Genomic DNA, 21,390 nt, shown 5'->3' on the forward strand with positions numbered 1-21,390 from the left:
CCGGCTACATCCATTTCCCTGATTCTTTTTTTCAGCTCCACCAGGCTCATTTCCTTGGTATTTTTTACTTTCTGATAAGCCGAATCAATATCATAATTTACTTTTATTTTCATTTCCTTGAACTGCGCCTCATATTCAAAGAATCCGTTAATATTGTAACGATGGATCTGGCCATTTTGCAACAACCAGTAATTACCGTTCCATTGCGCTTTATCAGCCATGATAACTCGTGGTGGTTGAACATCCAGTTCATAAAGCATAATGCCTTCCATCATTTTTTTATCTTTATAAATTTTTCGCACATAAAAAATTTTATTACCCACATCCTTGAAAAAAGTATTCTCCTCCAGCGTTGGAATAGTTTCCTTTAATATCACTCTATGGATCAAAGTGTTTGATTTGAAATTGGTTATTGGGACCACGTATTCTCCCAAATAAAAAGCCAAACCTGTAATTGTTAACGCAAAGATTACAACCGGCACAAAAATCCTTTCATAAACTACACCGTTAGTCCAGTAGACGATCATCTCGCTGTCTTTTACCCAGCGAAAAATTACCAGCATTACAGCAAACAAGGTGGCTAACGGTAAAAAAAGAACTATAATAGCTGGTACTTTGTATAATAAAAGTTTGAATATGACACCAGCAGGCACCCCGCGGTTGATAAGATAATCAAGTAGTGAAAATAAAAGATCGACAAGGCCGATGATAACAAAGGCAGTAGTTGCGATTAAAAAAGGAAATGTCAGTTCTTTGATGCAGTAACGATCAAAAAGCTTTACCACTCGTCCGCCATTTGTTTTGCTCTGATCCTGCGTGCTGCTGCTCTGTCTCTGCGCTTTTTTATTTCTGATGGTTTTTCGTAAAATTCACGCTTTTTAACTTCCTGTAAAATACCTTCTTCTTTAACTTTCTTTTTAAAACGCCTAAGAACCTTGTCAAAAGATTCGTTAGGTTTCTTGGTTGATTCTGCCATTAAAATCCCTCCTCTAAAATATATGCAAAGCTGCTGCCGTAACGTTTAAATTCATCTAATTCTATAACCCATTTACTGTTTTTATTCGAAATTTGGGCTAAAAAAACAATAATTTAATTTAACTCAACAGTATTATAATTATAATGAATAATCGAACTTATAACAAACGTTTTTTTTTATTATTTATCCGGGGGGCCAGGACAATTTTCTTCCGGCAATAACATGGAAATGGACATGAGGCACTGCCTGGCCCGCGTCCGGTCCGCAGTTATTCACTATCCGAAAACCATTTTTTGCCAGCCCGAACTTTTCCACCACAATTTTTATGGCTTTATGAATATATTTTATTTCACTCTCAGGCAGAGCTAATATGTCAGAAAAATGCTCTTTGGTTATTACCAGATAATGATGTTCGGCTACAGGATTTATATCGGAAAAAATAAGAGTTTTGTCATCTTCATAAACAATATCGGATTTAATGGTTTTTGATGCTATTTTGCAAAAAATACAATCACTCATGACAAAAATTACCGTCCTGATAATTTTCTCTTTCATAACATAAACAACATATCAAACGACCGCAAGCGCCGGAAAGTTTTGGTATATTTATAGCCAGCCCCTGTTCCTTGGCCATTTTCACGGTCACGGCCGATCCTTTTTTGTTCCAGTTTACGCAGCAAAGGCTTTTGCCGCAAGACCCCAAACCGCCAAAAATTTTGGCTTCACCGCGGTTACCTACCTCGCGCAGTTCTACCTTGGCGTTTAAAAAAGCGCCAAGTTCACTGATCAGCGGTTGAAAACTTACTTTCCTTTTACTTTGCTTTTTATACTGGTCTTCTTCACCTTTTTTATAATAAATAATGTATCGGGAACCATCAAATAATTTTTCTACTTTAAAAAACTTCACAGGATATTGGTATTGGAGATTTCTACGCACGCATTCTATAAAAGCTTCCTTTTCCTGTTCTTCAATTTTATTAAAAGCCTGTATGTCTTCATCTGTCGCAATTCTGACAACCCTTTTAACCATAATATCCAGTTTGGGTTTTTTACTATGCGGTATCTCCTTTATCAAGGCAATCACACCGAACTCGTTACCCCGGTTTGTTTCTACTACCACCGGATCATTAAGCTTTACCGGTATACTTAGTTTTTGAATCGAGTATACCTTGTCAAAATATCTGAATTTAACCCCGAAATAAATTGTCCCTTCACTCATCTGCGCATTTCCTTTATATCCAGCATCAACAGCAATAAATTTGTATTCACATTAACCGGCCTTTCCAGATACTTCATATATGTCCTGAAAATTTTAGCCACCTTCAAATAATAATGGTCCTTTGTTTTCTTGTATTCCTGAAAAAGCCATAATATCAACCTCTTCATTTTATCATAAAAATCCGTTTTCTCTAATTTTAAATTTTCAACAGTATTGATAATTTCCGATTCGGAGCTATTCCCGATAAATTCCATAAATTTGTTTATGGCCAATCCCGGGATAAACTCTTCCTCGGCATCCTCTGTCTGTTTACCCTGTCCGAAATAAATAATCTGCGCTCTGGAACTAATTGTAGGTAAAAGAAGATAATGATTGGGCACATCCAGAATAAACATAATATTTTCCGGAGCTTCTTCCAGCAGCTTCAATAAACTATTGGCTGCCTGGACCGTTAAACGCTGGGCATTTTTAATAACATTCACCTGCCAGCCGTTGTACCCACCATACTGGGTATCTTTTTTCAGGGTCCTGATTTCTTCAATTTTTATCGAATCTCCGCCTTCGTTATTCAGGATTTGAAAACCGTATTGGGTGTTGCAGTGCAAATGCTCGGCTATCATCAGAGCTGCTTTTTCTTTACCGGCTTCGTCAAACCCCGTAAATATATAGCAGTGTGTGAACTTATTATTAACGAACAGTTTTTTCAATCGCTCCGCCATATCCACGGCAGAGTCAATATCTGCGATTTGTCTAGTCATCCAGACCGCCTATTATTTTTTCCTCAAACAAAATCTGGCGAATGGTTTTCTGTATGATTTCTATGTGATTTTTTGTAGTATCCAGAATACGTATACGCTGAGGTTCTTTGCTTTGCAGATCGTGATATTTCTGCCTGATCCTTTCATGAAACTGCTGCTTTTCCAGTTCAAAGCGGTCAGTGTACAATTTGGTTGCGCGCTTGATACCTACGCTATAATCAACATCCAGTAACAGGGTCAAATCCGGCTTAATACCATAGGATGAAAATTCATTGAGCTGTTCGATCAGCGCTTCGGGAAAATTTCTCCCCCCTACCTGATAAGCAATTGTAGAATCTGTATAACGATCACAGATTACTATGGAACCTTTTTCCAGCGCAGGCAAAATAATTTCCTGCACATGCTGTGCTCGGTCAGCAAGGAATAACATTAACTCCGTTCGCGAATCGATATGAATAAAAGATGGGTCCAGTAAAATATTGCGAATAGAAATACCGATGCCAGTACCGCCGGGTTCACGGGAAGTAATCACATTAAAACCCCGATCTTTTAAATAACCAGCCAGAAGCTGAATTTGAGTAGTTTTACCTCCGCCTTCGGGTCCTTCAAACGTGATCAGTTTTCCTTTATAAATCTTTTTTTCCATATATTTTCACCCTTCTGTTCGGTTCTTTACCGACACTTTCGCTGCGGTACCCCTGCGCTGAGATCAAACGATGCTGATAACGTCTGACAAACGCATCCGCGGGTGCCAGTTCAATCGGTTTTATACCTTTTTTCAAACGATCTATGGCTGCCAAAACCACCTTATCCAGCTGTGCCGTAGCATCTTGTTCGTTAAGATCGGCGATTTTAAAAATATACTTCAAAAACTTTTCCAGATGCTCGCCGCCGGCAGACTTAATGGTATATACCGGTATGTTTTTATCAGCGGACAGGCGTTCTATTTTAGCGTTCCTTTTCAACTGAGCCTTGGTCGTCAACATAATATCCGCTTCTTCAGGAATATTTACTATTTTACATTTAACACCTAGTGTCTGAATAGCCATTTCCAGATTTGCCCTGTTAATTGCATAGGGAAAAAGTTTGACCGCGTGTTCATCGATAAACGATTTTTTCTCAGTTAACGGTTCCCTGTTTTCATGACTGGTTTTATAAATCTGGACTTTCCCGTCTTCGGTGATAGTTCTGATCTCCGGTTTAGCTTCTCCTCCCCGCAGAATTATGTCTACCGAACGGGCTACATCTTTATAACAATGCAGGTTGTATCGATCCTTCAACTCGATAAGAATATCAAAAGTAGGATGCGCCGCACGTTCCAATATGGTTTTTTGCGTACCTCTGCGTTTTGCCTCCTCATCACTTAATGTTGCGGTTTCTATACCTCCTACAAGATCAGATAGTGTAGGATTTTTTATCAAATTATGAATTGTCTGGCCGTGCGCTGTGGCAATAAGCTGCACTCCTCTTTCCGCAATAGTTCTGGCAGCCCTGGCTTCCATTTCCGTACCTATTTCGTCAACAATTATTACTTCCGGCATATGATTCTCCACTGCTTCAATCATGACCGCGTGCTGCATATCCGGCCTGGTCACCTGCATTCGGCGGGAGTTACCGATACCTATATGCGGGATATCTCCTTCTCCGGCAATTTCATTGGAAGTGTCAACAATTACCACGCGTTTGCCCTTTTCCGCCAGCACTCTGGAAATTTCCCGTAATTTTGTTGTTTTTCCAATACCCGGAGGACCCATTAATAAAATAGATTTACCCATATCCAGCAAATCCCTGATCATTTCTACTGACCCATAAACAGCCCGCCCTACCCTGAAGGTCAGGCCGATAATACGACCTTTCCTGTTTTTCATCGCTGATATGCGATGCAGTGTCCTGTCTATGCCTGACCTGTTGTCTCCGGAAAATGCCGGAATACGTTCTACAATATGATCTATATCATCATAAGACACTAAACGCTGGGTAACCTGATAGGCTTTATCTTTTTCCCTGATTTCAGCGTAACGACCGATATCCATAATAATTTCATCAATATTATAAAGAATAGACTTTTTATTGGCTTCTTCAATGATAAAATCCGGCAACAGATCAAGTAATAATTTATAATCTTCGTCCATTACACTTTCCTAACCTTGGCCCTGTTACTGCGCAATTCACTTTTCAGACCATGCCCCATTTTAAATCCGATATAAACCGATTCCGGTACTTGAATATGTTTGTGCGTAATAGGATTTGTGCCCAGACGCGCGGGCTTGCCTCTTACCTCAAATGTCCCGAACCCCACTATGGAAACTTCTTTTTGTTTGGCCAGTTCTTTGGTGATCTCATCAAACACCAGTTCCACAACCTTTTTAACATCTGATTTTTTTAAATCGATATATTCTGTAACTTTGTCTATCAATACTTTTTTGTTCATATTGCCACCTTCTGGTATTATAATATATTGCGACCTTCAAAAGCCCTGTTTAGCGTTAATTCATCAGCCCATTCCAGATCACTGCCCAGAGGAATACCATGAGCAATCTGTGAAAGTTGAATATTTAAAGGTTTCAATAACTTCGTCAGATACATAGTTGTAGTTTCTCCTTCTATAGACGGGGTCAGAGCAAAAATAATTTCCTTTATTTCTTCTGTTTTCAAACGCTGTAAAAATTCTTTAATGCGCAGTTGCTCCGGGCCGATCCCATCCAGCGGTGAAATAACACCGCCCAGCACGTGATATATTCCGTTATACCTGCCCATTTTTTCTATGGCCAACACATCTTTGGAATCGCTTACCAGACATAATTTATTTTTGTCCCTGTGCTCATCAGAGCAATGCGTGCATAAATCGGTCTTGTAAGATAAGTAAAAACAACGTTTGCAAAAACCTACATTATCCTTTAGGTCTTTGATAGCCTCTATCAGATAATCCAGCTCAGATGCCTTGATGCTCAGCAGATATAATGCCATTCTCTGAGCGGTTTTGTGCCCGATTCCCGGTATTTTGGATAATTCCTGAACAATATTTTTTAAGGGTTCGATACTTGTCAAATTGTTTTCCTGTTATAACCCCGGAATATTCAAGTTTTCCAGGCCTTTAAACTGGCCCAGGCTTTTCAACTTTACTTCATCCATTGCCTTGTTGACCGTATCTCTTATCAGGTTCGGAAGCTGCTTTAAATCCGCGTTATCCTTTATCTTCACTTCCAGGATTTTCATTTCTCCGTTGCATTTAACGGTGACTTCTTCATTTTTTGAAGATACTTCCACTACTACTTTTTTCAACTCTTTCATCTGCTTTTTCAGGTCCCCGATCTGTTTCATCATTTGTCCCATATTTCCGAACATCTTTACCTCCTAATAATTAAATGCGTTTTTGAAAATATACTTTTACCCGGACGCATAAATTTCTACTTAACATAAAGCAATTATAATACAGGTTCAAAATTGATAAAAGAAAGTTTTTGCGGAAATTAAACAGTTTCGCGGGTACGGATGTTTTCCAGCAGCATGGAAAATCTGTTTAGGATTATGTTGGGCTCTACTACTTTTTTAGCTTCTACTTTAAACAGCTCATAAACAACATTTTTCAAGCTGGCCCCAACTTTTGTCTTGGGGAACTGCACTGCAATCGGCTTTCTGGTTTGAATTGATTCCTTAACTGTAATAGCGTCTTCCAAAATAAAGCCATATTTAATTAATTTATAGCTTAAAAACTTTTCCGTAGCCATAGAAAGTTTTTTATAGACTGTATCAGCCTCATTGATGCTCCTGGCCCTGTTTATGACGACTCCTATATTCTCATTGCTCTTTCTCAAACGAATGACTTTAATAATGGCATAGGCATCGGAAAGCGCTGTGAGGTCTGGTGTAGTAATAATAACAGCTCTGTCGGCAATGGAAATAAACTTAAGCACATTATGTGATAAACCAGCTTCTGCATCAACAATGATTACATCATAGTCTGTCTCCAGTTTGTTTAACTGGTCAACCAGGGTTTGTCTCTTCTGATGGGAAATATTGGAGAGCTGGAATATGCCTGAAGCTCCGGGAATAATATGAATACCTCCCGGCCCTTCTACTATTACCTCTTGAATGCTTTTCTTATTATTTACAACATCCATCAGATCGAAATCGGGGTAGATACCGGTCATAATATGAACATTGGCCAAGCCCAGATCAGCATCAATAAGTAATGTTTTTTTACCGAGCAACGCACATTCGATAGCGGTATTAACTGAAAACAATGTTTTACCCACGCCACCTTTACCGCTGGCTATGGTTATTATCTCCGCCTTTTTGGATTTTCTTTCGTCGTTTATTCCTGACTCGTTAGTCGAAAATGAAAACATATTTCAATATTAACTCTGTTTCATAAAAAAAACAAGTTCCTTTTATCAGCAGTTGTACATTCTTCAATATATAATTTATAATAACATTTGTTTATATTATTGAGAATTCTATACTGAACCATGGGTCAATTAAAAATGCAAATATCGATACGTAAAGCAATTCTTACTGATAGCGAAAAAATTCATTCGCTTATACAACACTTTGCCAAAAAAGGAATAATGCTCGCAAGATCGCAACAATATATATATGATCATGTCCGTGATTTTTTTGTGGCAATAAAGGATAAACAAGTTGTTGGGATTTGCGCTTTTACAGTTTCACAAAAAGACCTGGCAGAAGTAAAATCACTGGCTGTAGATGAAAAGCATCAGAAATCAGGAATTGCCAGACAATTAATAGAAAATGGAATAAACGATCTTAAAGAACTGGGTGTAAAGAAAGTATTCTGCCTGACCTATGTACCGGGACTTTTTGAAAAAATGGGATTCACTCAGGTTGCCAAAGAGAGTCTGCCGCATAAAATCTGGACAGAATGTATTAACTGCCCTTCTTTTCCAGATTGTGATGAAATAGCTCTGACTAAAGAAATCTAATCCGTCATTTATTAAATTCCCTAAAAATTATTAAGACAAATCATTATAGCTAACGATAATTTAGTTGACTTCAATTCGTCAGGAGGTAATGTCGTGTTAAAAAAAATAATTAATATTAATAAAACAGAACTGCCGCAGCAGGATGCGGCTAATTTATCAGCTGAACAAATTAGGGATATTTTAACAGATTATAATTGTGATAATAACCTGAAGTCTCTGGACGGGCTTATCCGACTTGCCAGAAACTGGGGCGCGGATTTACCTGAAGCATATATATTAAAAAAAGATACAATTAATATTTTTCTGAAAGCAGCCGCGAATACAAACAAAATTGATGGTGTTGCCCTTCATGCTCTCATTGATGTCACCTGGGCTTTAATTCGTCTGGATGAAAATTCCTCGGACATCGGACTTTCTGAACTGGTAGACGGGTTGAAGGCTTTATTCGGAGCAATAAATTATTTATCCTGGGTAATAGAAGATATGACCAGAATGTCAGACCCTTTACAGGAAGGTTCTCACGCTCATAAATTTTTAAATAACAGACTGAAAAAAGATTGGCAGACCGCAATCACAGCCGCCAGAACTGTAAGACATAAAGCTATAGGAAAACTTGAAGAACTCTCCTTACAAATAGACGAACAAGCACCTGTTAAAATTCAAAAAAAAGGACCGATAGATATATTGCTGGCAGGGAGCAACAACAAACCTATGTATAATGAACCGTTCCCTACTTTTATATTGAAAAATATTCATTTAAAGGATGACAAGGAATTCGCGACTCATAAGGTTCCGCGTATTGCCGACCTGCGGTCAATTTTTTCTTTTTCTTCCATTAAAAAATATTTTAATGATGAATCGATCCCTGCGCCCGCAGCCTCTATTGATGAAAGTATCTTATCCAAAGATTCTTTTGCCAATCTGTTATTTCCGGCAAATGAATATCCGGAAAGAAAAATTGTAGATGATGCCGAGCTGATTCACATGATCTCTGTATTGCCTTATGCACCCGGGAAAAATGATGATTTACTCTTTCAATTGGGTATTCCTGTGGAACAAAAATCTTTGGTTCATATAATTCATGGAGAAGGCTGGGTAACTGAAAACAGAAAACTGCAGACAGACGGAGGCGGGCAGATTGCTCTTGGCCAGCCGGCATTGAATTCAGACCAGATTAACTTTTTTAAGGCTACTTCGGCTGAAGCGTTAACTGCCAGAAGAGCAGAAATCGCTGAAGAAGTAGGAGAAATCATCTCCACGCGAATCGTGATAGTGGTAAAACCCGGCACAACCGAAGAACAGGCCAATTACTGGAAAATGGTACTGCAGTTTGACAAATTAAGCGAAACCCAGTTGGAAGCGCTGGCTAATGGAATAAAAACAGAAAAGTTCAAACATAGTGTACTGGAACTGGTAACCCAGAACCGATTAACGCCCTCTCAGGGAGAAATTCTTAAAAATGAAATTATCCATCTGGACAAAAAAATTCGCAGACCTTCACAATCAGCGAAAAATTTTTTCGGTGATGATTTTGGTCCTTTCAGAAGCGGAGCTCTGTTTAGCATGTCACCTACAAAAAGCTTTGGCGGTGATCCGCTGGGAACATCAGCATTACATACGGGTGGGAGCTCTGTTGATACAGGTGCAAGGTTGGGAACAACAAGTCAGGAACTCGTTGCCGACCCCATTGCCCAGCCAAAAATTTATGTAATCTATCCGGTAGGTATTAAAAATACTGTCAGTATTGATGAGGCTGCTGAAAATATAACCGAATACATGTCGAATATCATATATTTAAGACCACAGGAAAAGAAATAAACGGAGGATAAATAATGAACAACAAAATAATAGCTGAAAAAACAACTACCGGCTGGCGTGCTGCAATTAACAAAGCACTGTGGGTATTCGGTATAACCCGTTTTATGACCGATAAAGAAATAAAAAATATATTAACGGAAAGCTATAAAAAAATGATTGATTCCATCATTCTGAATGTTCCTCTGGGTGATGTCTTTTATAATCAATGGTGTAAAGAAAACTGTTCCTTAACATTGGATTATACAAACAAAAAATTATCTATAGTTATTGCGCAACCTCTGGCTATGAGTGTAGCTAGGGGCCAATGGAACTATGGCGGGAGAACACCTATAACTATTAATCTTACGATCGAAGGAACATGCATAACTATTGAAAGACCGGGAATTGAAGTTCTGCCCTATCCAAGTACAACAGATCCTTTTAGCTATAATTCATCTGCCATGTTTTTGCAATCTTTTCTGGGTGTCTTCTATACAGATGAGAGGAGAAAAGGAGTAGAATGGCGTGTGGATAATATCAAACAGTTGATCAGGCCTTTATTGGAAGAAAATGTCAGAGCCCAGTTTAATAATCTGATAATTAATAACGCTGACGCTGAAAGCGATTAGGATATAATCATGACTATGTATAAAAAAATTATCAGTCTTAACAAATCGTCTGACATAAAAAAAATTTCGGCGCTGTTGATAAAAATAGTGAAGGAACGGTATCAAATTTTTGGTGTACTCGCGCCAAACGTTAAAGTAGAACGTGCCGAATTTATAGAAATGACAGATACTGTATTTATGACATCTCTCAAAAATAATGACCTTACATTATTCCAGGACTTTATTGAAAGTCAGAATTGTATTATGGATGATCATTTGCGCAGATGCTGGGAAAGATGCCATTCGCAGGTAGTAAGTATTGAAAAAAGTCTGTCTCAATCCGGTGAAAAAACCATCCACAGAATGTCAAAGAACAGGTTGAAAATACTTACTCAATTAATAGGTAAAGATCGAATTTTGATTACCAGGATCGGTGGTTATGAAATTAAAGACAACAGATATGAATGTGATGATTTCAGAGAATACCTTAATGATGAATATGGAATTGTAATAACCGATACGACATTCGCCCCTGATATCGCAAGCGTTATTATTGATCCTGATAAAGACTCAATCAGAAGCATAAAATTCTTCAGTGTTAAATATTGAGAAGTTGTTAGGTTAAATGAAAAACCTGATATTGTAAAATTTAGAACGACAGAGCTCTGAGCCCCAAGCACCTAGCTTTTGTATTAAAACTCGTCAAAGTTCAGATTATCAAAATCCAGGTCATCTCCAAGCAAATTTTCTTCTTTGGCAGCAGGCTGCATCTGCGTCATTGTCGTGGTGGATGAACCCTGGAATCCTCCTCCTCCCACACCATGGCCTGAGCCCATTGTATCCACGAGATGTTTTACAGTTTCATCATAGGATGTAAACTCATGCGTACCCTGCCTTAAAAAATTATTAACTTTGTCGATTTTATCAATGGCCCAGTCGATCTTGGGATTGCTGCCCCGCACGTAAGCGCCGATATTGATGAGGTCCTCAGCTTCATTATAACGGGCCAGAACTTCCCGTAGAAGGCCTGCGCCCTTTATATGCTCCGGAGTATTAATATTAGTAAACAATCGGCTGACGCTCATATTTACATCAACTGAAGGAAAATGATTCTTTGCTGCGATATCACGCGAAAGAATAATATGCCCATCCAGTATACCGCGCGCTGTATCGGCGATGGGTTCATCCATATCGCTTCCTTCTACCAATACCGTATAAATGGCGGTTATCGTACCTTTGTCGCTGGTACCGGTACGTTCCATCAGACGGGGCATCAGAGCAAAAACAGAAGGCGGATATCCTTTGGTTGTAGGTGGTTCACCGGTTGCCAGTCCCACTTCACGCTGAGCCATGGCATAACGTGTAGTACTATCCATCATAAAAAGTACGTCTTTACCCTGATCGCGGAAGTATTCCGCTATAGCTGAACCGACCAGCGCCCCTTTAAGACGGATCAGCGGCGGTTTGTCAGATGTAGCTACCACTACCACAGACCTTTTTAAACCTTCCTCACCCAGGGACTCTTCCATAAAATCTTTTACTTCCCGGCCTCTTTCACCTATTAAAGCAATAACCGCGATGTCTGCTTTAGACTGTCTGGCTAGCTGGCCCATTAAAGTAGATTTACCGACCCCCGAGCCGGAAAAAATTCCAATACGCTGACCACGTCCCAAAGTTAGGCAGCCGTCAATCACGCGCACGCCAGTTTCCAGTACCTTGGTTATTCTTGGACGTTTTACAGGATCAGGCGGTTCATTGTCCAGCGGATAAAATGCTTCTGCTTTTATATCACCCTTGCCATCTATAGGATCACCCAAACCGTCCAATACCCGGCCTAAAAGATTTTTACCAACTTTGACAGAAAGCGGTTTGCCCGTTGCGTAAACCAGACTGCCGGGACTGATACCTTCCAGCGGGCCAAAAGGCATTAACAAGGCCTTATCTTTTTTAAAACCAACTACTTCCGATCTTACCATCCTGTTACTGGGAATCTCTATATGGCAAACTTCTCCAACCGATACACCTTGTAATTGAGCCTCGATAATAAGACCGACAACCTCGGTAACCTTGCCTATTAACTTGCCCAGTTCCCCTACCTGTTTAATTGAACTTATATACGCAGATAGGTCTACTGAAGGAATTTGCTCTTCGACGGTATTAGTCATTCAGTTTCCAACTGCTCTTCAGAAAAATCTTCGTCCAGGTTCAAGGCTTCATCTTCATCAATATCCATGTCCAGTTCGGCCTCAGTGTCTTCATCGGTTTCTTCATCATCAGCGAGGAAGCTCAAATCGTCCGAATCCAGGTTTGTATCTACCATCGACAAAATGTCTTCATCTTCCTCATCAGCCGCATTAACGATTTCTTTGTCCACTTCATCGTTTTGGGTTTGCTCAGGAATTTCGACTGCCAGAGGTGCAGCAACTGCTTTGTGCTTTTGTTCAAATGTTTTGTTAATAAGTTCCATTATACTGATCATTTTGGTTTCAAGAGTTGCATCAACAATCCCGTAATCCGTCTCTATTATGCAACCGCCCTCGTGCAAAGCTGAATCCTGCACAATATCGAGGCTATGTATTCCCCCGGTTTCATAGATAAGCCTGTCTTTGTTATCATTTATAAAATTAAAATGCTTGGGATTAACCTTAAGTTTAACATTATAAACATCCTTTAAACGTTTGATGGAATTCTTTATGACTTTAAGAATAAGATCAGGTTTGACTTCTATTTCTTCACTGATAACTTTTTTTATTATTTCATCAATCAGCGTCAAAAGATGCGGTTCGGTCTGCTCAAAAATCCTGGCCTTATAAACATTCAAATCATAGAGTTTGGCGAAAATTTCTTTAGTGCCGCGAATATATTCTTCTTTAATCAGATCAAATTCCTTTTGACCCTTTTCATGGCCTTGTTTGTATCCCTCTCCATATCCGTTTTCCTTACCTCTGGCAAAGCCTTCATCATAACCCTTCTTTGTGGATTCCTGCTTCAGGTATTCTGCTTCGGCAAAAAGCTTTTTCTGATGTTCTTCAAGAACTTGTCTGTTCTGTTCCATTTCCTGCTGCTCTCTGTCCAGTTCCTGCCTTTTTTGTGCTATATCCCGCGTCATTTCCTGCTTAATGGCAGAAAGTTGTTCTTCCAGTTTTTCTTTGGATAATTTAAATTCCACACGAACTTTACCTTCACCCGGACTTTTCTGAAAAGAATTTTTATTCTCGTGATTTACGGATATTTGCTCTCTTTTGATTATGGCTTTATTCATGAAGTTTTGCCTGATATTTTCTTCCATTCCGTTCGCATTTTTTTAATAAATATCGAACGAATTTCATTTTGTATTTTATTTACTGTCTTGTTAGCATTTACAGTTTCCGGTATTTGAACACCCCTGGAAGCTAGTGACTGCCTTATTTCCTTTCTTCTTTGTTCAGGGAAAAAAGTTAACAGATATGACTGAAATGTCCTGTTTTCTTTTAATAACAAGCCCAAAACCAAAGGAATGGCAATCTGTTCACAAACCTGTTCATCAGACAAAATATCAATATCCACATCTTTTTCTTCTTCAGTTTCTGTTGTCACCGCTGTCGAATTATCAGTATCATTATATTGGTTACTATCTGAGTCCGGTGCCTCGAGTTGTTGAAAGTTATTTTTTATTTCCATTGTCGAATTATTATTGATGATTTCCTCCAGCACAAACCCGTCCATGTCCTCGGGCAATTTTACTGAGGAAATTATCGGCAACACTTGTTCCTGTACTCTTTTTAATATATTTTTAGGCAGTTTGGTTAAAATATTTTCGGAAAAATCATCACCCATCATTGCCAGGACCACTGCGGCTTTCTCAATGTTATTGTAACTATCGCTCACGTATTACTCCTCTAAAATAAATCCAAAATCCAAAGCCCAAAATCCAAATGAATCAGATAAATTCAAATCAAAAAAATAATCAGTAATTAATTGATTAAAAGATTTATTTGTCATTTGAATTTTGTCATTTGTCATTTTACTATTCACTATCTTCCTTCACTCTTCACCAGTCATACTTCGTCAAGCTCAGTATGACACTTATTACTTAACACTTACCACCTAACACTTATCTCTTAAAACTAATCCCTTCACCATTCACTTTTCACTATTCACGATTTACTACTCCAGCCAAGTCACCAGTTTATCAATAATCATGCTTTCATTATTCTGCACAAAAGCCTTGAATTTTTCCACAGCCAACTGCCTGTCCTCTTCCACATATTCATCGTCATCTTCTCTGCTTTCCGCTTCCTGTCTTCTGCCTGTATTATAAAAACGTAAAATAACTACAATAAAAATAATAGTTATCAGTACAAAAGCATAAATAAACTTAAAAATAAAATTGGTTTGATTTTTTTTATCCCAGACTTTATTTTTTTTCCCGTTCCCTGCAAAAAGTGTAGAAACTTTATCTGATTCTATGTTCATAAAAGGTTGACGTTCAACCAGAATTGTATCCCTGCCTTCTTCATAGCCTATGGCCGATGCAATAAGGCTCATTGTGGAAAGTTTTAACTGATTTGTAAACTTTATGTCCCGGTTATTGGCATCAAGAATAACAGCGACATCTATTTTCTCAATGGTAAAAGGTGTACTTTCTTTTTCGGATTCTTTCAGGCTGACATTGGTCATAACCAGATAACTTCCTGCCGGGAACATAGAAGTAAGTAACTGCTTTATTTTATTATTAAATTCCGTTTCCAGGCTTTTTTTCTGTTGGTCTTTGAATTTCAGAAGCAGTTCCAGCGGAGACTTTTTTTCGTCTTCGGCCGAAGAAATCAGGTCGTAAAAAAACGACTGTCGCTGGTCAAGTATGGAACCTTTGACCCTGTCGCTGAGAATAGTACCGGTATTGTCAACCACAGTGACGTCTTCGGGTTTAATGTCCTCCACCGAACTGGCTACAAGGTGCATAATACCTTTAATCTGTTTATCAGGTAAATTTACTTTATTTTTTATATTCAAAAGTACGGAAGCGCTTCCCGGTATACGCTCGCCAAAGGGCCTTTGTTCAGGTATAACAATTTGTACCCTGGCGGTATTGATTCCTTTCATATGCGAAATAATTCTGGATAGCTCGCCACTTACAGCCCGCACATACTGTATTCGCCTTTCATAGTCAGTAGCACCCAGACTCTGAGATTTGTCAAAAATTTCAAACCCCACAACACCACCTTCGGGCAAGCCCAACATGGCCATCTTTATTCGTGCTTCATCAGCAAATTTTTTGGCAACGGAAACCTCCACGACACGGCCTTTTTTTTCGGATTTAAAAGGAATATTTTCCAGGCTCAATGCTTCTCTGATATGAGCCGCGTCCATTGGAGTAAGCTGGTCAAATACTTTTACATATGTATATTTTTTCCCTGTACGATTTTCTGTTTCACCGTCCTTAACGGTCCTGGAAGGTAAAGCGCCTCGTATTAAAAAAACAAATATTACCAGAAAAATAATTATGGCAACCGCTACACCGGCACCTATCTGTAAATATCTGTTATTCAGTAAATCGCTAATAAAATTGCTCGCAGGCGGTTGGTCTGCGTTTGGAGTAACTTCCGGTTCTATAACTTCTCCCATTAGTTGTTCTTACCTTATATCGGCATCTGCATTATTTCTTTTACAGTCTGAACACTGGTGTTTATCACAGTCAGTGCCAGGCTTACCGACAAATTAGCTTTTTCTATTTCTATCATTACATCTTCCAGGGTTGCTTTGCCTTGCACATAATCATTAATAAGTTTCTCCGCTTTGATTTCCTGAGCGCTCATTTTATTGAGGCTGTCTACGGCCTTATCCAAAGTATCCTGAAAAATATTGGTTTCCAGGGATATAGGTGTCTTACCCTGGGGGACAGCAACATTTTCAAAAATTTTTCCTTTGATATTATTCAGCATTTCAATTGCCATATAATGCTCAACTTTCCCCCGAACCTTTTACTTATCCAATTAAACCGGTTACTTACCCAGGTTCATAAGAGTCTGGGCAACCTGCTTGGCCGAATTGAAAACAGCCGCATTGGCGTCATACATCCTTCTGGTTACTGCCACATCTACCATTTCAGCAGACAAAGAGTAATCCGGCATTGTTACATAACCGTTTTCGTCAGCTTCAGGATTGGAAGGATCATATACTTTCTGAATACTTACGGCTTTATCTTCAATCCTTGCCACATAAGGTTTTTTACTCACCTGGTCAGTATTGATTATCACTTTTTTCTGTTTATATAAACTGCCGCCAGTCGTTTTCGTAGAATTTAAATTAGCAATATTTTCCGCCACGGTTTCCAGTTTCTGCTGCTGCACATCCATGCCGGCCTTGCTGATATCCAGAACTTCGAAGACGTCAGCCAGGCTCATAGTTAACAGGAACAGCAAAACTAATACAGGTTTCATTACCCTTTCCCTAAAGTTACAACTTTTTTCATAATTTTTAATTTCGATGATAAAAGCTGAGCATAGGAAGTCATTTTCAAATTATTTTCAGCCAGTTTGGTAAGTTCATTATCAAGCAACGCGTTTTTGTCAGCGCGTTTCATCTTGGCTCTTTCCAGTTCATCCTTGAATTTGATATTAACAAAATTATTGGATTCAATATTGGCAATATTGGTAGCGATATCTTTTTGTACACTACCAGCCTGCTTAATAGCTTTTTCCAGATTATCAAAAGATTGTCCGTAAACAATGCCGGGAGTATCAATATCCATCAGACGCTCCATTCTTTATTCAGTTTACCGCCAAGCTTGTGTTTCAATCTTTCCAGAAGCTTCATATGCATACGGCTGACTTTGCTTTTGGAAACATTCAGAACTTTGGCAATTTCAATCTGGCTTTTGCCCTCATAATAATACATTTTTACGATCTGCCGTTCTTCATCTTTAAGTTCCTCAATGGATTCCTGTAGAAAAATACGCTCATTGGTCCTCTCGATACGGTTGATGATCTCATTGCTGATATCATCTTTTTTCAGCATGTTGGCTACATTTTCTATATTTTCCAGAGATAACAAATAAACAATTGCGGAATTAGACAAGGCGACCTGCAAAGCTCCGTCCCGTTCTTCCTCTGTACGTGGGTTAATTTCCTCCAGTACACTTTTAGCTATTTCCTGAATTTTTTCCTGAACTTTTTCTTTATCCACTTTGCGCTGATAGGACGGATTCCTGGATTTCCATTCCTTACGAATATAATCCAGTACTTCTCCTCTTATCCTGTAAGTGGCATAAGTTTTAAACAAGGCACCTTTATCGTTTTTATAATTTTTCCAGGCTTTCATAAGGCCTTCATAGCCGTAGCCAACAAGATCGTCAAACTCTATACCCGGAGGAATATTGCCACCGGAAAAAATCGAAGCGACAATAGTGCGGATTAAATTCAAATATTCATCCATTTTATCCGGAGGTATGGAGTCTTTTGATTTTTCCAGTTCTATTGCTCTGGTGTGCGGATTTATTTCTTTAATTTCGATACTGTCTTCCACAATCTTTCCTCGTTTATTTGTTTTCTTCCAGGCCCAGATCGAACATTTTATTTTCAATCAGCTGATCAGCCAATTGTTGTCTGAAAATATCTTCAAGCACAAAGCTGCTTGTATCACTTTTAAATAAAGCGTCATCTTCTTCGCCTTCAGGTTCCAGCTTCAATCCCAATTTAAAATTGTTTAAATATACTTTTTCCAGCAGCATTTTGAGAAATTCCTGCTGGGCGTTATTCCTGTCGGATTGACTATTATCAACCTGATTAACAGCTTTATAATCTATTATACTGGAATTACCCAAAAAAGTTAAAGGATTTATGTTATCCATCAAATCACCTCAATTTCCGCTGTAATAGCACCAGCTGCTTTTATGGCCTGCAATATGGAAATTAGGGTGGAAGGCTTTGTACCCAGAGCGTTTAACGATTTTACCAGATCAGATAAAGTATTTCCGCTTTTCACCATTTTAAAATTAGAGGCTTTTTCCGTAACATTTATATTGGTCACATCAAAAATATCTTTTTCAATTTTTATACTGATGTCTCCGAAATTAACAGCCACAGGTGAAATTTGAACTTTCTCGCCGATAACAATAGTCCCTGTTCTTTCGCTAATGACAATTTTAGCGATGGAATCGGGGATCACCTTAACATCCAGCAACCTGGCGATATAATTTACCATATCATTTTTAGCACTCTGGGTAAGGCGTACTTTCACTCTGCCGGCATCATAATTATCACAATAACCCAGACCGGATTTCTCTATGGCTAAGCTCATTCTGGCCGCGGTAATAAAATCGGGGTTATTTAAAAGCAGTGTCAAATAATTTTCATCACGCAAAACAACCGGAATTTCTTTTTCTACAATCCCCCCATTGGGAATAACACCTCTGTTCGGCTCATTTTTTTGGTATTTGGTTTCTCCGGACTCAGCAGTCAAACCGCCTATAACTATATTGCCTTGAGCAGTCATATAAGTAACTCCGTCCGGTCCTACAAGATTAGAAAATAAAAGTGTACCGCCTCTTAAGGAAGTAGCATCTCCCAGTGAAGATACATATACATCTATCTTTTGTCCGGGTTTGGCAAACGGGGCAAGTTCGGCGGTAACCATAACCGAAGCGGTGTTTCTGCTTTTGATGTCCGACTGATCCGGAGATATTCCCATTTTCTTGAGCAGGTTCAGAATAGATTTATAGGTAAAAACTACCTGTGCCGAGTCGCCGCTGTTTTTAAGGCCCACAACCAGACCATAACCCATAATTTGGTTGGAACGAGCATCTTCCAGGTGCGCTATTTCCTTTATTCTGCTTTCCAGTGGAAAACAAAGAGAAAAAACAATCAATAGTGTTATTACCTTTTTTAACATATCCCTCTCCGTATATGAGACAAACCATATAAAAATTGATTGTCATTGTGAGGAGCACTAAGCGACGTGGCCAGCTGTCGCATTGCTATGGCTGGTAAACAATCCTTTAAAGTAACACTGGAGATTGCTTGCCCGCCGAAACCTTGGGCGTAGGGGGAATTCGCTTCGCTCGCAATGGCAGTTAATATAAAAATCATTTTAATTACCTCAATTATTTAAAATAACCAATCTATGAGCTTGCCGAAAAATCCCTTTTCCTGATCATTGGACACAGCTCCGTAGCCTTTAATTTTTAAAACCGCATCATTGATAAGCGAGGAAAAAACAGAGTTATCCGGAGCTATATCCTGACTGCGGATAACACCTTCCATGCTTATTTCTTCTTCTTCGCTATTGATGATTATTTTTTTGGAACCTCTGATGTAATAATTGTCACCCTCTACCTTATAAATGATTGCGGTAAGCTGGGCTTGCAGTTTGCTGCTACGGCCGGTAGTGCCGGTCCCCAAAAAATTATTTTGAGCATTATAACCGGTTTTACCCTGATTGGTATTGGATTGGTTGGAATTTAAAAAATTCGCTACTTGCGACCAATTGAGGTTCAAATCCCCTTCTATCTTGGTATTTTTCTTTAAATCGGTCTGTGCCTTCTGAGTAGCCGTATTACTTTCATCAATTTTAATCAGAATAATATCGCCGGTTTTCCTGGCAACTACGGGGCCGTAAACAGAAGAATACTCATCCTTCCATACTGACCCGCAGAATGAACAGGTAATTAGCATAAAAAAAATAAACAGATACTTTTTCATTATCCCCCGGATTCGGCTCAGTCTTTTTTTATAATTTCATTTGCTTCATCAACCAGAACAATCCTGGGTTTATATTCCCCGACTTCCTTATTTTTCAACTGAGCATAAGTTATTACGATTATTTTGTCTCCGGGCACAGCCAGTCTGGCTGCCGCTCCGTTCAGAACCATTGCTCCTTTTTTTTCACCTTTCATAACATATGTGGTGAAACGCTCTCCGTTAGTAACATTCACAACCTGAACCTGCTCATACTCATGTATATCGGCTGCTTCCATAAGCCGTTTATCAATAGTGATACTTCCTTCATAATTTATATTGGTATCAGTTACTGTAGCCCGGTGTATCTTTGATTTACATATAGTAATTAACATTATTCCAATCTGACCTCCACATTTCTGCTGTTTAAAACAAAGGCATCTATAACCTTTTGGGTGCTTGTATTCAACACTTTAATTTTACTACCAACAGAGCCGTTTTTCAATGCAACTCCGGGCATTGTTATAGATATTTCCTGATATTTTAAAACTATCGTGCAGGGATCGTTGTTTTTGATCACATCTTCGGGTTTTATATCGCTTCGATATAAGACATCGCCCGGTTTTTTGAAAAATTTCAACATGTAACCAACCGCTTCATTCTTATCTTTTATCGTAAACTGGTTTATTTTCTGTCTGCTGACCCAGTCCATATTCAAATTCTCAGTTTTGATCCTCGCTCCGGGGGAAAGTTCGCTTTTAACAACAGGAACTTTTTCAAATATATTCAGATTAAACTCTACTTTTTTTTGAAGCGAATCTTTATCTTTAAACCTAATAAACAATTTATTGTACCCGGGATAAAATTTTCCAGGATATTCAATATTTTCGATATTTGTTATTTTAGCATCTGCAGGATTTAAAAATTTAACTGAAAAAGTTACTGTTTGTCCCTGTTCGGCAAGATCATGCTGAATTTTATTATAAAGCTCATCTACCCAGCAAAAGGTTAATGTTGCGCAAAATACAAAAAAAAGAAAAAGATTACGACCTGGCAATATCCGCTGCCGACTTCATCATATTTTCGCCGGATTGTATTGCTTTGGTAATAATATCAAAAGCCCTCTGGGTAATTACCATTTCCATCATCTCGCCGATGATATCCACGTTACTGGATTCCAGGGCATACTGGGAAATACTTCCGAAATTTTCCTGTCCGGCGATACCGATGACAGGTTCACCCGAAGCTACAGTTTGTTTGTATAAATTTCCACCTATGCTTTCCAGTCCGGCTGGATTAATAAATTTGGCCAGTTGTATCTGCCCGATAATTCTTTCCTGTGTCTCCTGGTTCAAGGTTACATAAACCGTGCCGTCAGTGGCTATGCGTACGGTATCGGTATTGTCCGGGATAACAATCTGCGGCTGAAGAATGTT

The 21,390-nt window shown here is 38.8% G+C and carries 29 protein-coding genes; 4 read left to right on the forward strand and 25 right to left on the reverse strand.

Features of this window, described 5'->3' with window-relative positions; translation table 11 throughout:
• From PHV30_07785 to PHV30_07835, 11 genes are all read right to left on the reverse strand, one after another.
• A partial coding sequence (locus PHV30_07785) for an LptF/LptG family permease (GenBank protein ID MDD5456916.1) occupies positions 1 to 785 on the reverse strand: 785 nt, incomplete at its 3' end.
• Complete coding sequence (gene rpsU / locus PHV30_07790; protein MDD5456917.1) at positions 779 to 976, reverse strand: 30S ribosomal protein S21; 198 nt, start codon at positions 974 to 976, stop codon at positions 779 to 781. The genes PHV30_07785 and rpsU, both read right to left, overlap by 7 nt.
• Positions 977 to 1,159: 183 nt before the next feature.
• Complete coding sequence (locus tag PHV30_07795; protein MDD5456918.1) at positions 1,160 to 1,495, reverse strand: HIT domain-containing protein; 336 nt, start codon at positions 1,493 to 1,495, stop codon at positions 1,160 to 1,162.
• Positions 1,488 to 2,195, reverse strand: a complete 708-nt coding sequence (gene ricT / locus PHV30_07800; GenBank protein MDD5456919.1) for a regulatory iron-sulfur-containing complex subunit RicT — start codon at positions 2,193 to 2,195, stop codon at positions 1,488 to 1,490. Before ricT ends, PHV30_07795 begins: the two co-directional genes overlap by 8 nt.
• Positions 2,192 to 2,953, reverse strand: a complete 762-nt coding sequence (locus tag PHV30_07805) for a hypothetical protein (protein MDD5456920.1) — start codon at positions 2,951 to 2,953, stop codon at positions 2,192 to 2,194. The genes ricT and PHV30_07805 overlap by 4 nt, the downstream gene beginning before the upstream one ends.
• Entirely contained in the window at positions 2,946 to 3,599 is a 654-nt protein-coding gene (tmk, locus tag PHV30_07810; GenBank protein MDD5456921.1) for a dTMP kinase, read from the reverse strand. The genes PHV30_07805 and tmk overlap by 8 nt, the downstream gene beginning before the upstream one ends.
• Positions 3,580 to 5,085, reverse strand: a complete 1,506-nt coding sequence (locus tag PHV30_07815) for an AAA family ATPase (GenBank protein MDD5456922.1) — start codon at positions 5,083 to 5,085, stop codon at positions 3,580 to 3,582. The genes tmk and PHV30_07815 overlap by 20 nt, the downstream gene beginning before the upstream one ends.
• Complete coding sequence (locus PHV30_07820) at positions 5,085 to 5,384, reverse strand: HU family DNA-binding protein (GenBank protein MDD5456923.1); 300 nt, start codon at positions 5,382 to 5,384, stop codon at positions 5,085 to 5,087. The genes PHV30_07815 and PHV30_07820 overlap by 1 nt, the downstream gene beginning before the upstream one ends.
• A 17-nt stretch (positions 5,385 to 5,401) precedes the next feature.
• On the reverse strand, positions 5,402 to 6,001 hold the full coding sequence (gene recR / locus PHV30_07825; GenBank protein ID MDD5456924.1) for a recombination mediator RecR: 600 nt from the start codon (positions 5,999 to 6,001) through the stop codon (positions 5,402 to 5,404).
• A gap of 12 nt (positions 6,002 to 6,013) precedes the next feature.
• Positions 6,014 to 6,298 carry a YbaB/EbfC family nucleoid-associated protein gene (locus PHV30_07830; protein MDD5456925.1) on the reverse strand — a complete coding sequence of 95 codons (285 nt, stop codon included), beginning with the start codon at positions 6,296 to 6,298 and terminating at the stop codon, positions 6,014 to 6,016.
• A gap of 125 nt (positions 6,299 to 6,423) precedes the next feature.
• A complete protein-coding gene (locus PHV30_07835; GenBank protein MDD5456926.1) occupies positions 6,424 to 7,302 on the reverse strand; it encodes a MinD/ParA family protein in 879 nt (292 codons plus the stop codon).
• A gap of 135 nt (positions 7,303 to 7,437) precedes the next feature.
• On the opposite strand from PHV30_07835, the gene PHV30_07840 reads away from it, so the two are divergent.
• From PHV30_07840 to PHV30_07855, 4 genes are all read left to right on the forward strand, one after another.
• The gene (locus tag PHV30_07840) at positions 7,438 to 7,896 is read left to right on the forward strand and encodes an N-acetyltransferase (GenBank protein MDD5456927.1); all 459 of its coding nucleotides are present in this window, start codon (positions 7,438 to 7,440) and stop codon (positions 7,894 to 7,896) included.
• Positions 7,897 to 7,989: 93 nt separating this feature from the next.
• Entirely contained in the window at positions 7,990 to 9,714 is a 1,725-nt protein-coding gene (locus tag PHV30_07845; GenBank protein ID MDD5456928.1) for a hypothetical protein, read from the forward strand.
• A 14-nt stretch (positions 9,715 to 9,728) separates the two neighbouring features.
• On the forward strand, positions 9,729 to 10,322 hold the full coding sequence (locus PHV30_07850) for a hypothetical protein (protein ID MDD5456929.1): 594 nt from the start codon (positions 9,729 to 9,731) through the stop codon (positions 10,320 to 10,322).
• A gap of 15 nt (positions 10,323 to 10,337) precedes the next feature.
• A complete protein-coding gene (locus PHV30_07855; protein MDD5456930.1) occupies positions 10,338 to 10,910 on the forward strand; it encodes a hypothetical protein in 573 nt (190 codons plus the stop codon).
• Between the two features lie 83 nt (positions 10,911 to 10,993).
• On the opposite strand, the gene fliI is transcribed toward PHV30_07855, so the two are convergent.
• The 14 genes from fliI to PHV30_07925 all read right to left on the reverse strand — a co-directional run.
• Positions 10,994 to 12,466, reverse strand: coding sequence for a flagellar protein export ATPase FliI (gene fliI, locus PHV30_07860; GenBank protein MDD5456931.1), 1,473 nt, complete (start codon positions 12,464 to 12,466; stop codon positions 10,994 to 10,996).
• Positions 12,463 to 13,590: a FliH/SctL family protein gene (locus PHV30_07865; protein MDD5456932.1), complete on the reverse strand. Its 1,128-nt coding sequence runs from the start codon at positions 13,588 to 13,590 to the stop codon at positions 12,463 to 12,465. Before PHV30_07865 ends, fliI begins: the two co-directional genes overlap by 4 nt.
• Complete coding sequence (locus PHV30_07870) at positions 13,560 to 14,168, reverse strand: hypothetical protein (protein ID MDD5456933.1); 609 nt, start codon at positions 14,166 to 14,168, stop codon at positions 13,560 to 13,562. The genes PHV30_07865 and PHV30_07870 overlap by 31 nt, the downstream gene beginning before the upstream one ends.
• A gap of 279 nt (positions 14,169 to 14,447) precedes the next feature.
• On the reverse strand, positions 14,448 to 15,905 hold the full coding sequence (gene fliF, locus PHV30_07875; GenBank protein ID MDD5456934.1) for a flagellar basal-body MS-ring/collar protein FliF: 1,458 nt from the start codon (positions 15,903 to 15,905) through the stop codon (positions 14,448 to 14,450).
• 14 nt (positions 15,906 to 15,919) lie between these two features.
• Positions 15,920 to 16,234 (reverse strand): flagellar hook-basal body complex protein FliE, encoded by a 315-nt coding sequence (locus tag PHV30_07880; GenBank protein MDD5456935.1) that lies wholly within the window; start codon positions 16,232 to 16,234, stop codon positions 15,920 to 15,922.
• A 48-nt stretch (positions 16,235 to 16,282) separates the two neighbouring features.
• Complete coding sequence (flgC, locus tag PHV30_07885) at positions 16,283 to 16,720, reverse strand: flagellar basal body rod protein FlgC (protein MDD5456936.1); 438 nt, start codon at positions 16,718 to 16,720, stop codon at positions 16,283 to 16,285.
• Positions 16,720 to 17,031 carry a hypothetical protein gene (locus tag PHV30_07890; protein ID MDD5456937.1) on the reverse strand — a complete coding sequence of 104 codons (312 nt, stop codon included), beginning with the start codon at positions 17,029 to 17,031 and terminating at the stop codon, positions 16,720 to 16,722. The genes flgC and PHV30_07890 overlap by 1 nt, the downstream gene beginning before the upstream one ends.
• On the reverse strand, positions 17,031 to 17,804 hold the full coding sequence (locus PHV30_07895) for a sigma-70 family RNA polymerase sigma factor (GenBank protein MDD5456938.1): 774 nt from the start codon (positions 17,802 to 17,804) through the stop codon (positions 17,031 to 17,033). The genes PHV30_07890 and PHV30_07895 overlap by 1 nt, the downstream gene beginning before the upstream one ends.
• A 13-nt stretch (positions 17,805 to 17,817) precedes the next feature.
• Positions 17,818 to 18,129 (reverse strand): hypothetical protein, encoded by a 312-nt coding sequence (locus PHV30_07900; protein MDD5456939.1) that lies wholly within the window; start codon positions 18,127 to 18,129, stop codon positions 17,818 to 17,820.
• On the reverse strand, positions 18,129 to 19,169 hold the full coding sequence (locus PHV30_07905; GenBank protein ID MDD5456940.1) for a flagellar basal body P-ring protein FlgI: 1,041 nt from the start codon (positions 19,167 to 19,169) through the stop codon (positions 18,129 to 18,131). The genes PHV30_07900 and PHV30_07905 overlap by 1 nt, the downstream gene beginning before the upstream one ends.
• A 215-nt stretch (positions 19,170 to 19,384) precedes the next feature.
• Complete coding sequence (locus PHV30_07910) at positions 19,385 to 19,978, reverse strand: flagellar basal body L-ring protein FlgH (protein MDD5456941.1); 594 nt, start codon at positions 19,976 to 19,978, stop codon at positions 19,385 to 19,387.
• A gap of 17 nt (positions 19,979 to 19,995) precedes the next feature.
• Positions 19,996 to 20,349: an aspartate 1-decarboxylase gene (locus PHV30_07915; protein ID MDD5456942.1), complete on the reverse strand. Its 354-nt coding sequence runs from the start codon at positions 20,347 to 20,349 to the stop codon at positions 19,996 to 19,998.
• A complete protein-coding gene (gene flgA, locus PHV30_07920; GenBank protein MDD5456943.1) occupies positions 20,349 to 21,011 on the reverse strand; it encodes a flagellar basal body P-ring formation chaperone FlgA in 663 nt (220 codons plus the stop codon). The genes PHV30_07915 and flgA overlap by 1 nt, the downstream gene beginning before the upstream one ends.
• The coding region (locus tag PHV30_07925; protein MDD5456944.1) for a flagellar hook-basal body complex protein at positions 20,998 to 21,390 on the reverse strand (393 nt) is incomplete at its 5' end. The genes flgA and PHV30_07925, both read right to left, overlap by 14 nt.

The sequence above is a fragment of the Candidatus Margulisiibacteriota bacterium genome (assembly GCA_028715625.1).
Classification (GTDB): domain Bacteria; phylum Margulisbacteria; class Riflemargulisbacteria; order GWF2-35-9; family GWF2-35-9; genus JAQURL01.

Excerpts from the sequence above, each read along its gene's own strand:
- PHV30_07855 (MDD5456930.1), top strand. The coding sequence starts at position 10,338 with ATGTATAAAAAAATTATCAGTCTTAACAAATCGTCTGACATAAAAAAA.
- PHV30_07905 (MDD5456940.1), bottom strand. The coding sequence starts at position 19,169 with ATGTTAAAAAAGGTAATAACACTATTGATTGTTTTTTCTCTTTGTTTT.
- flgC (MDD5456936.1), bottom strand. The coding sequence starts at position 16,720 with ATGAAACCTGTATTAGTTTTGCTGTTCCTGTTAACTATGAGCCTGGCT.
- PHV30_07835 (MDD5456926.1), bottom strand. The coding sequence starts at position 7,302 with ATGTTTTCATTTTCGACTAACGAGTCAGGAATAAACGACGAAAGAAAA.
- PHV30_07830 (MDD5456925.1), bottom strand. The coding sequence starts at position 6,298 with ATGTTCGGAAATATGGGACAAATGATGAAACAGATCGGGGACCTGAAA.
- PHV30_07915 (MDD5456942.1), bottom strand. The coding sequence starts at position 20,349 with ATGTTAATTACTATATGTAAATCAAAGATACACCGGGCTACAGTAACT.
- PHV30_07820 (MDD5456923.1), bottom strand. The coding sequence starts at position 5,384 with ATGAACAAAAAAGTATTGATAGACAAAGTTACAGAATATATCGATTTA.
- PHV30_07880 (MDD5456935.1), bottom strand. The coding sequence starts at position 16,234 with ATGGCAATTGAAATGCTGAATAATATCAAAGGAAAAATTTTTGAAAAT.
- fliI (MDD5456931.1), bottom strand. The coding sequence starts at position 12,466 with ATGACTAATACCGTCGAAGAGCAAATTCCTTCAGTAGACCTATCTGCG.
- PHV30_07890 (MDD5456937.1), bottom strand. The coding sequence starts at position 17,031 with ATGGATATTGATACTCCCGGCATTGTTTACGGACAATCTTTTGATAAT.
- PHV30_07900 (MDD5456939.1), bottom strand. The coding sequence starts at position 18,129 with ATGGATAACATAAATCCTTTAACTTTTTTGGGTAATTCCAGTATAATA.
- PHV30_07840 (MDD5456927.1), top strand. The coding sequence starts at position 7,438 with ATGCAAATATCGATACGTAAAGCAATTCTTACTGATAGCGAAAAAATT.
- PHV30_07850 (MDD5456929.1), top strand. The coding sequence starts at position 9,729 with ATGAACAACAAAATAATAGCTGAAAAAACAACTACCGGCTGGCGTGCT.
- tmk (MDD5456921.1), bottom strand. The coding sequence starts at position 3,599 with ATGGAAAAAAAGATTTATAAAGGAAAACTGATCACGTTTGAAGGACCC.
- PHV30_07865 (MDD5456932.1), bottom strand. The coding sequence starts at position 13,590 with ATGGAAGAAAATATCAGGCAAAACTTCATGAATAAAGCCATAATCAAA.
- PHV30_07910 (MDD5456941.1), bottom strand. The coding sequence starts at position 19,978 with ATGAAAAAGTATCTGTTTATTTTTTTTATGCTAATTACCTGTTCATTC.
- rpsU (MDD5456917.1), bottom strand. The coding sequence starts at position 976 with ATGGCAGAATCAACCAAGAAACCTAACGAATCTTTTGACAAGGTTCTT.
- PHV30_07805 (MDD5456920.1), bottom strand. The coding sequence starts at position 2,953 with ATGACTAGACAAATCGCAGATATTGACTCTGCCGTGGATATGGCGGAG.
- ricT (MDD5456919.1), bottom strand. The coding sequence starts at position 2,195 with ATGAGTGAAGGGACAATTTATTTCGGGGTTAAATTCAGATATTTTGAC.
- PHV30_07795 (MDD5456918.1), bottom strand. The coding sequence starts at position 1,495 with ATGAGTGATTGTATTTTTTGCAAAATAGCATCAAAAACCATTAAATCC.
- PHV30_07815 (MDD5456922.1), bottom strand. The coding sequence starts at position 5,085 with ATGGACGAAGATTATAAATTATTACTTGATCTGTTGCCGGATTTTATC.
- fliF (MDD5456934.1), bottom strand. The coding sequence starts at position 15,905 with ATGGGAGAAGTTATAGAACCGGAAGTTACTCCAAACGCAGACCAACCG.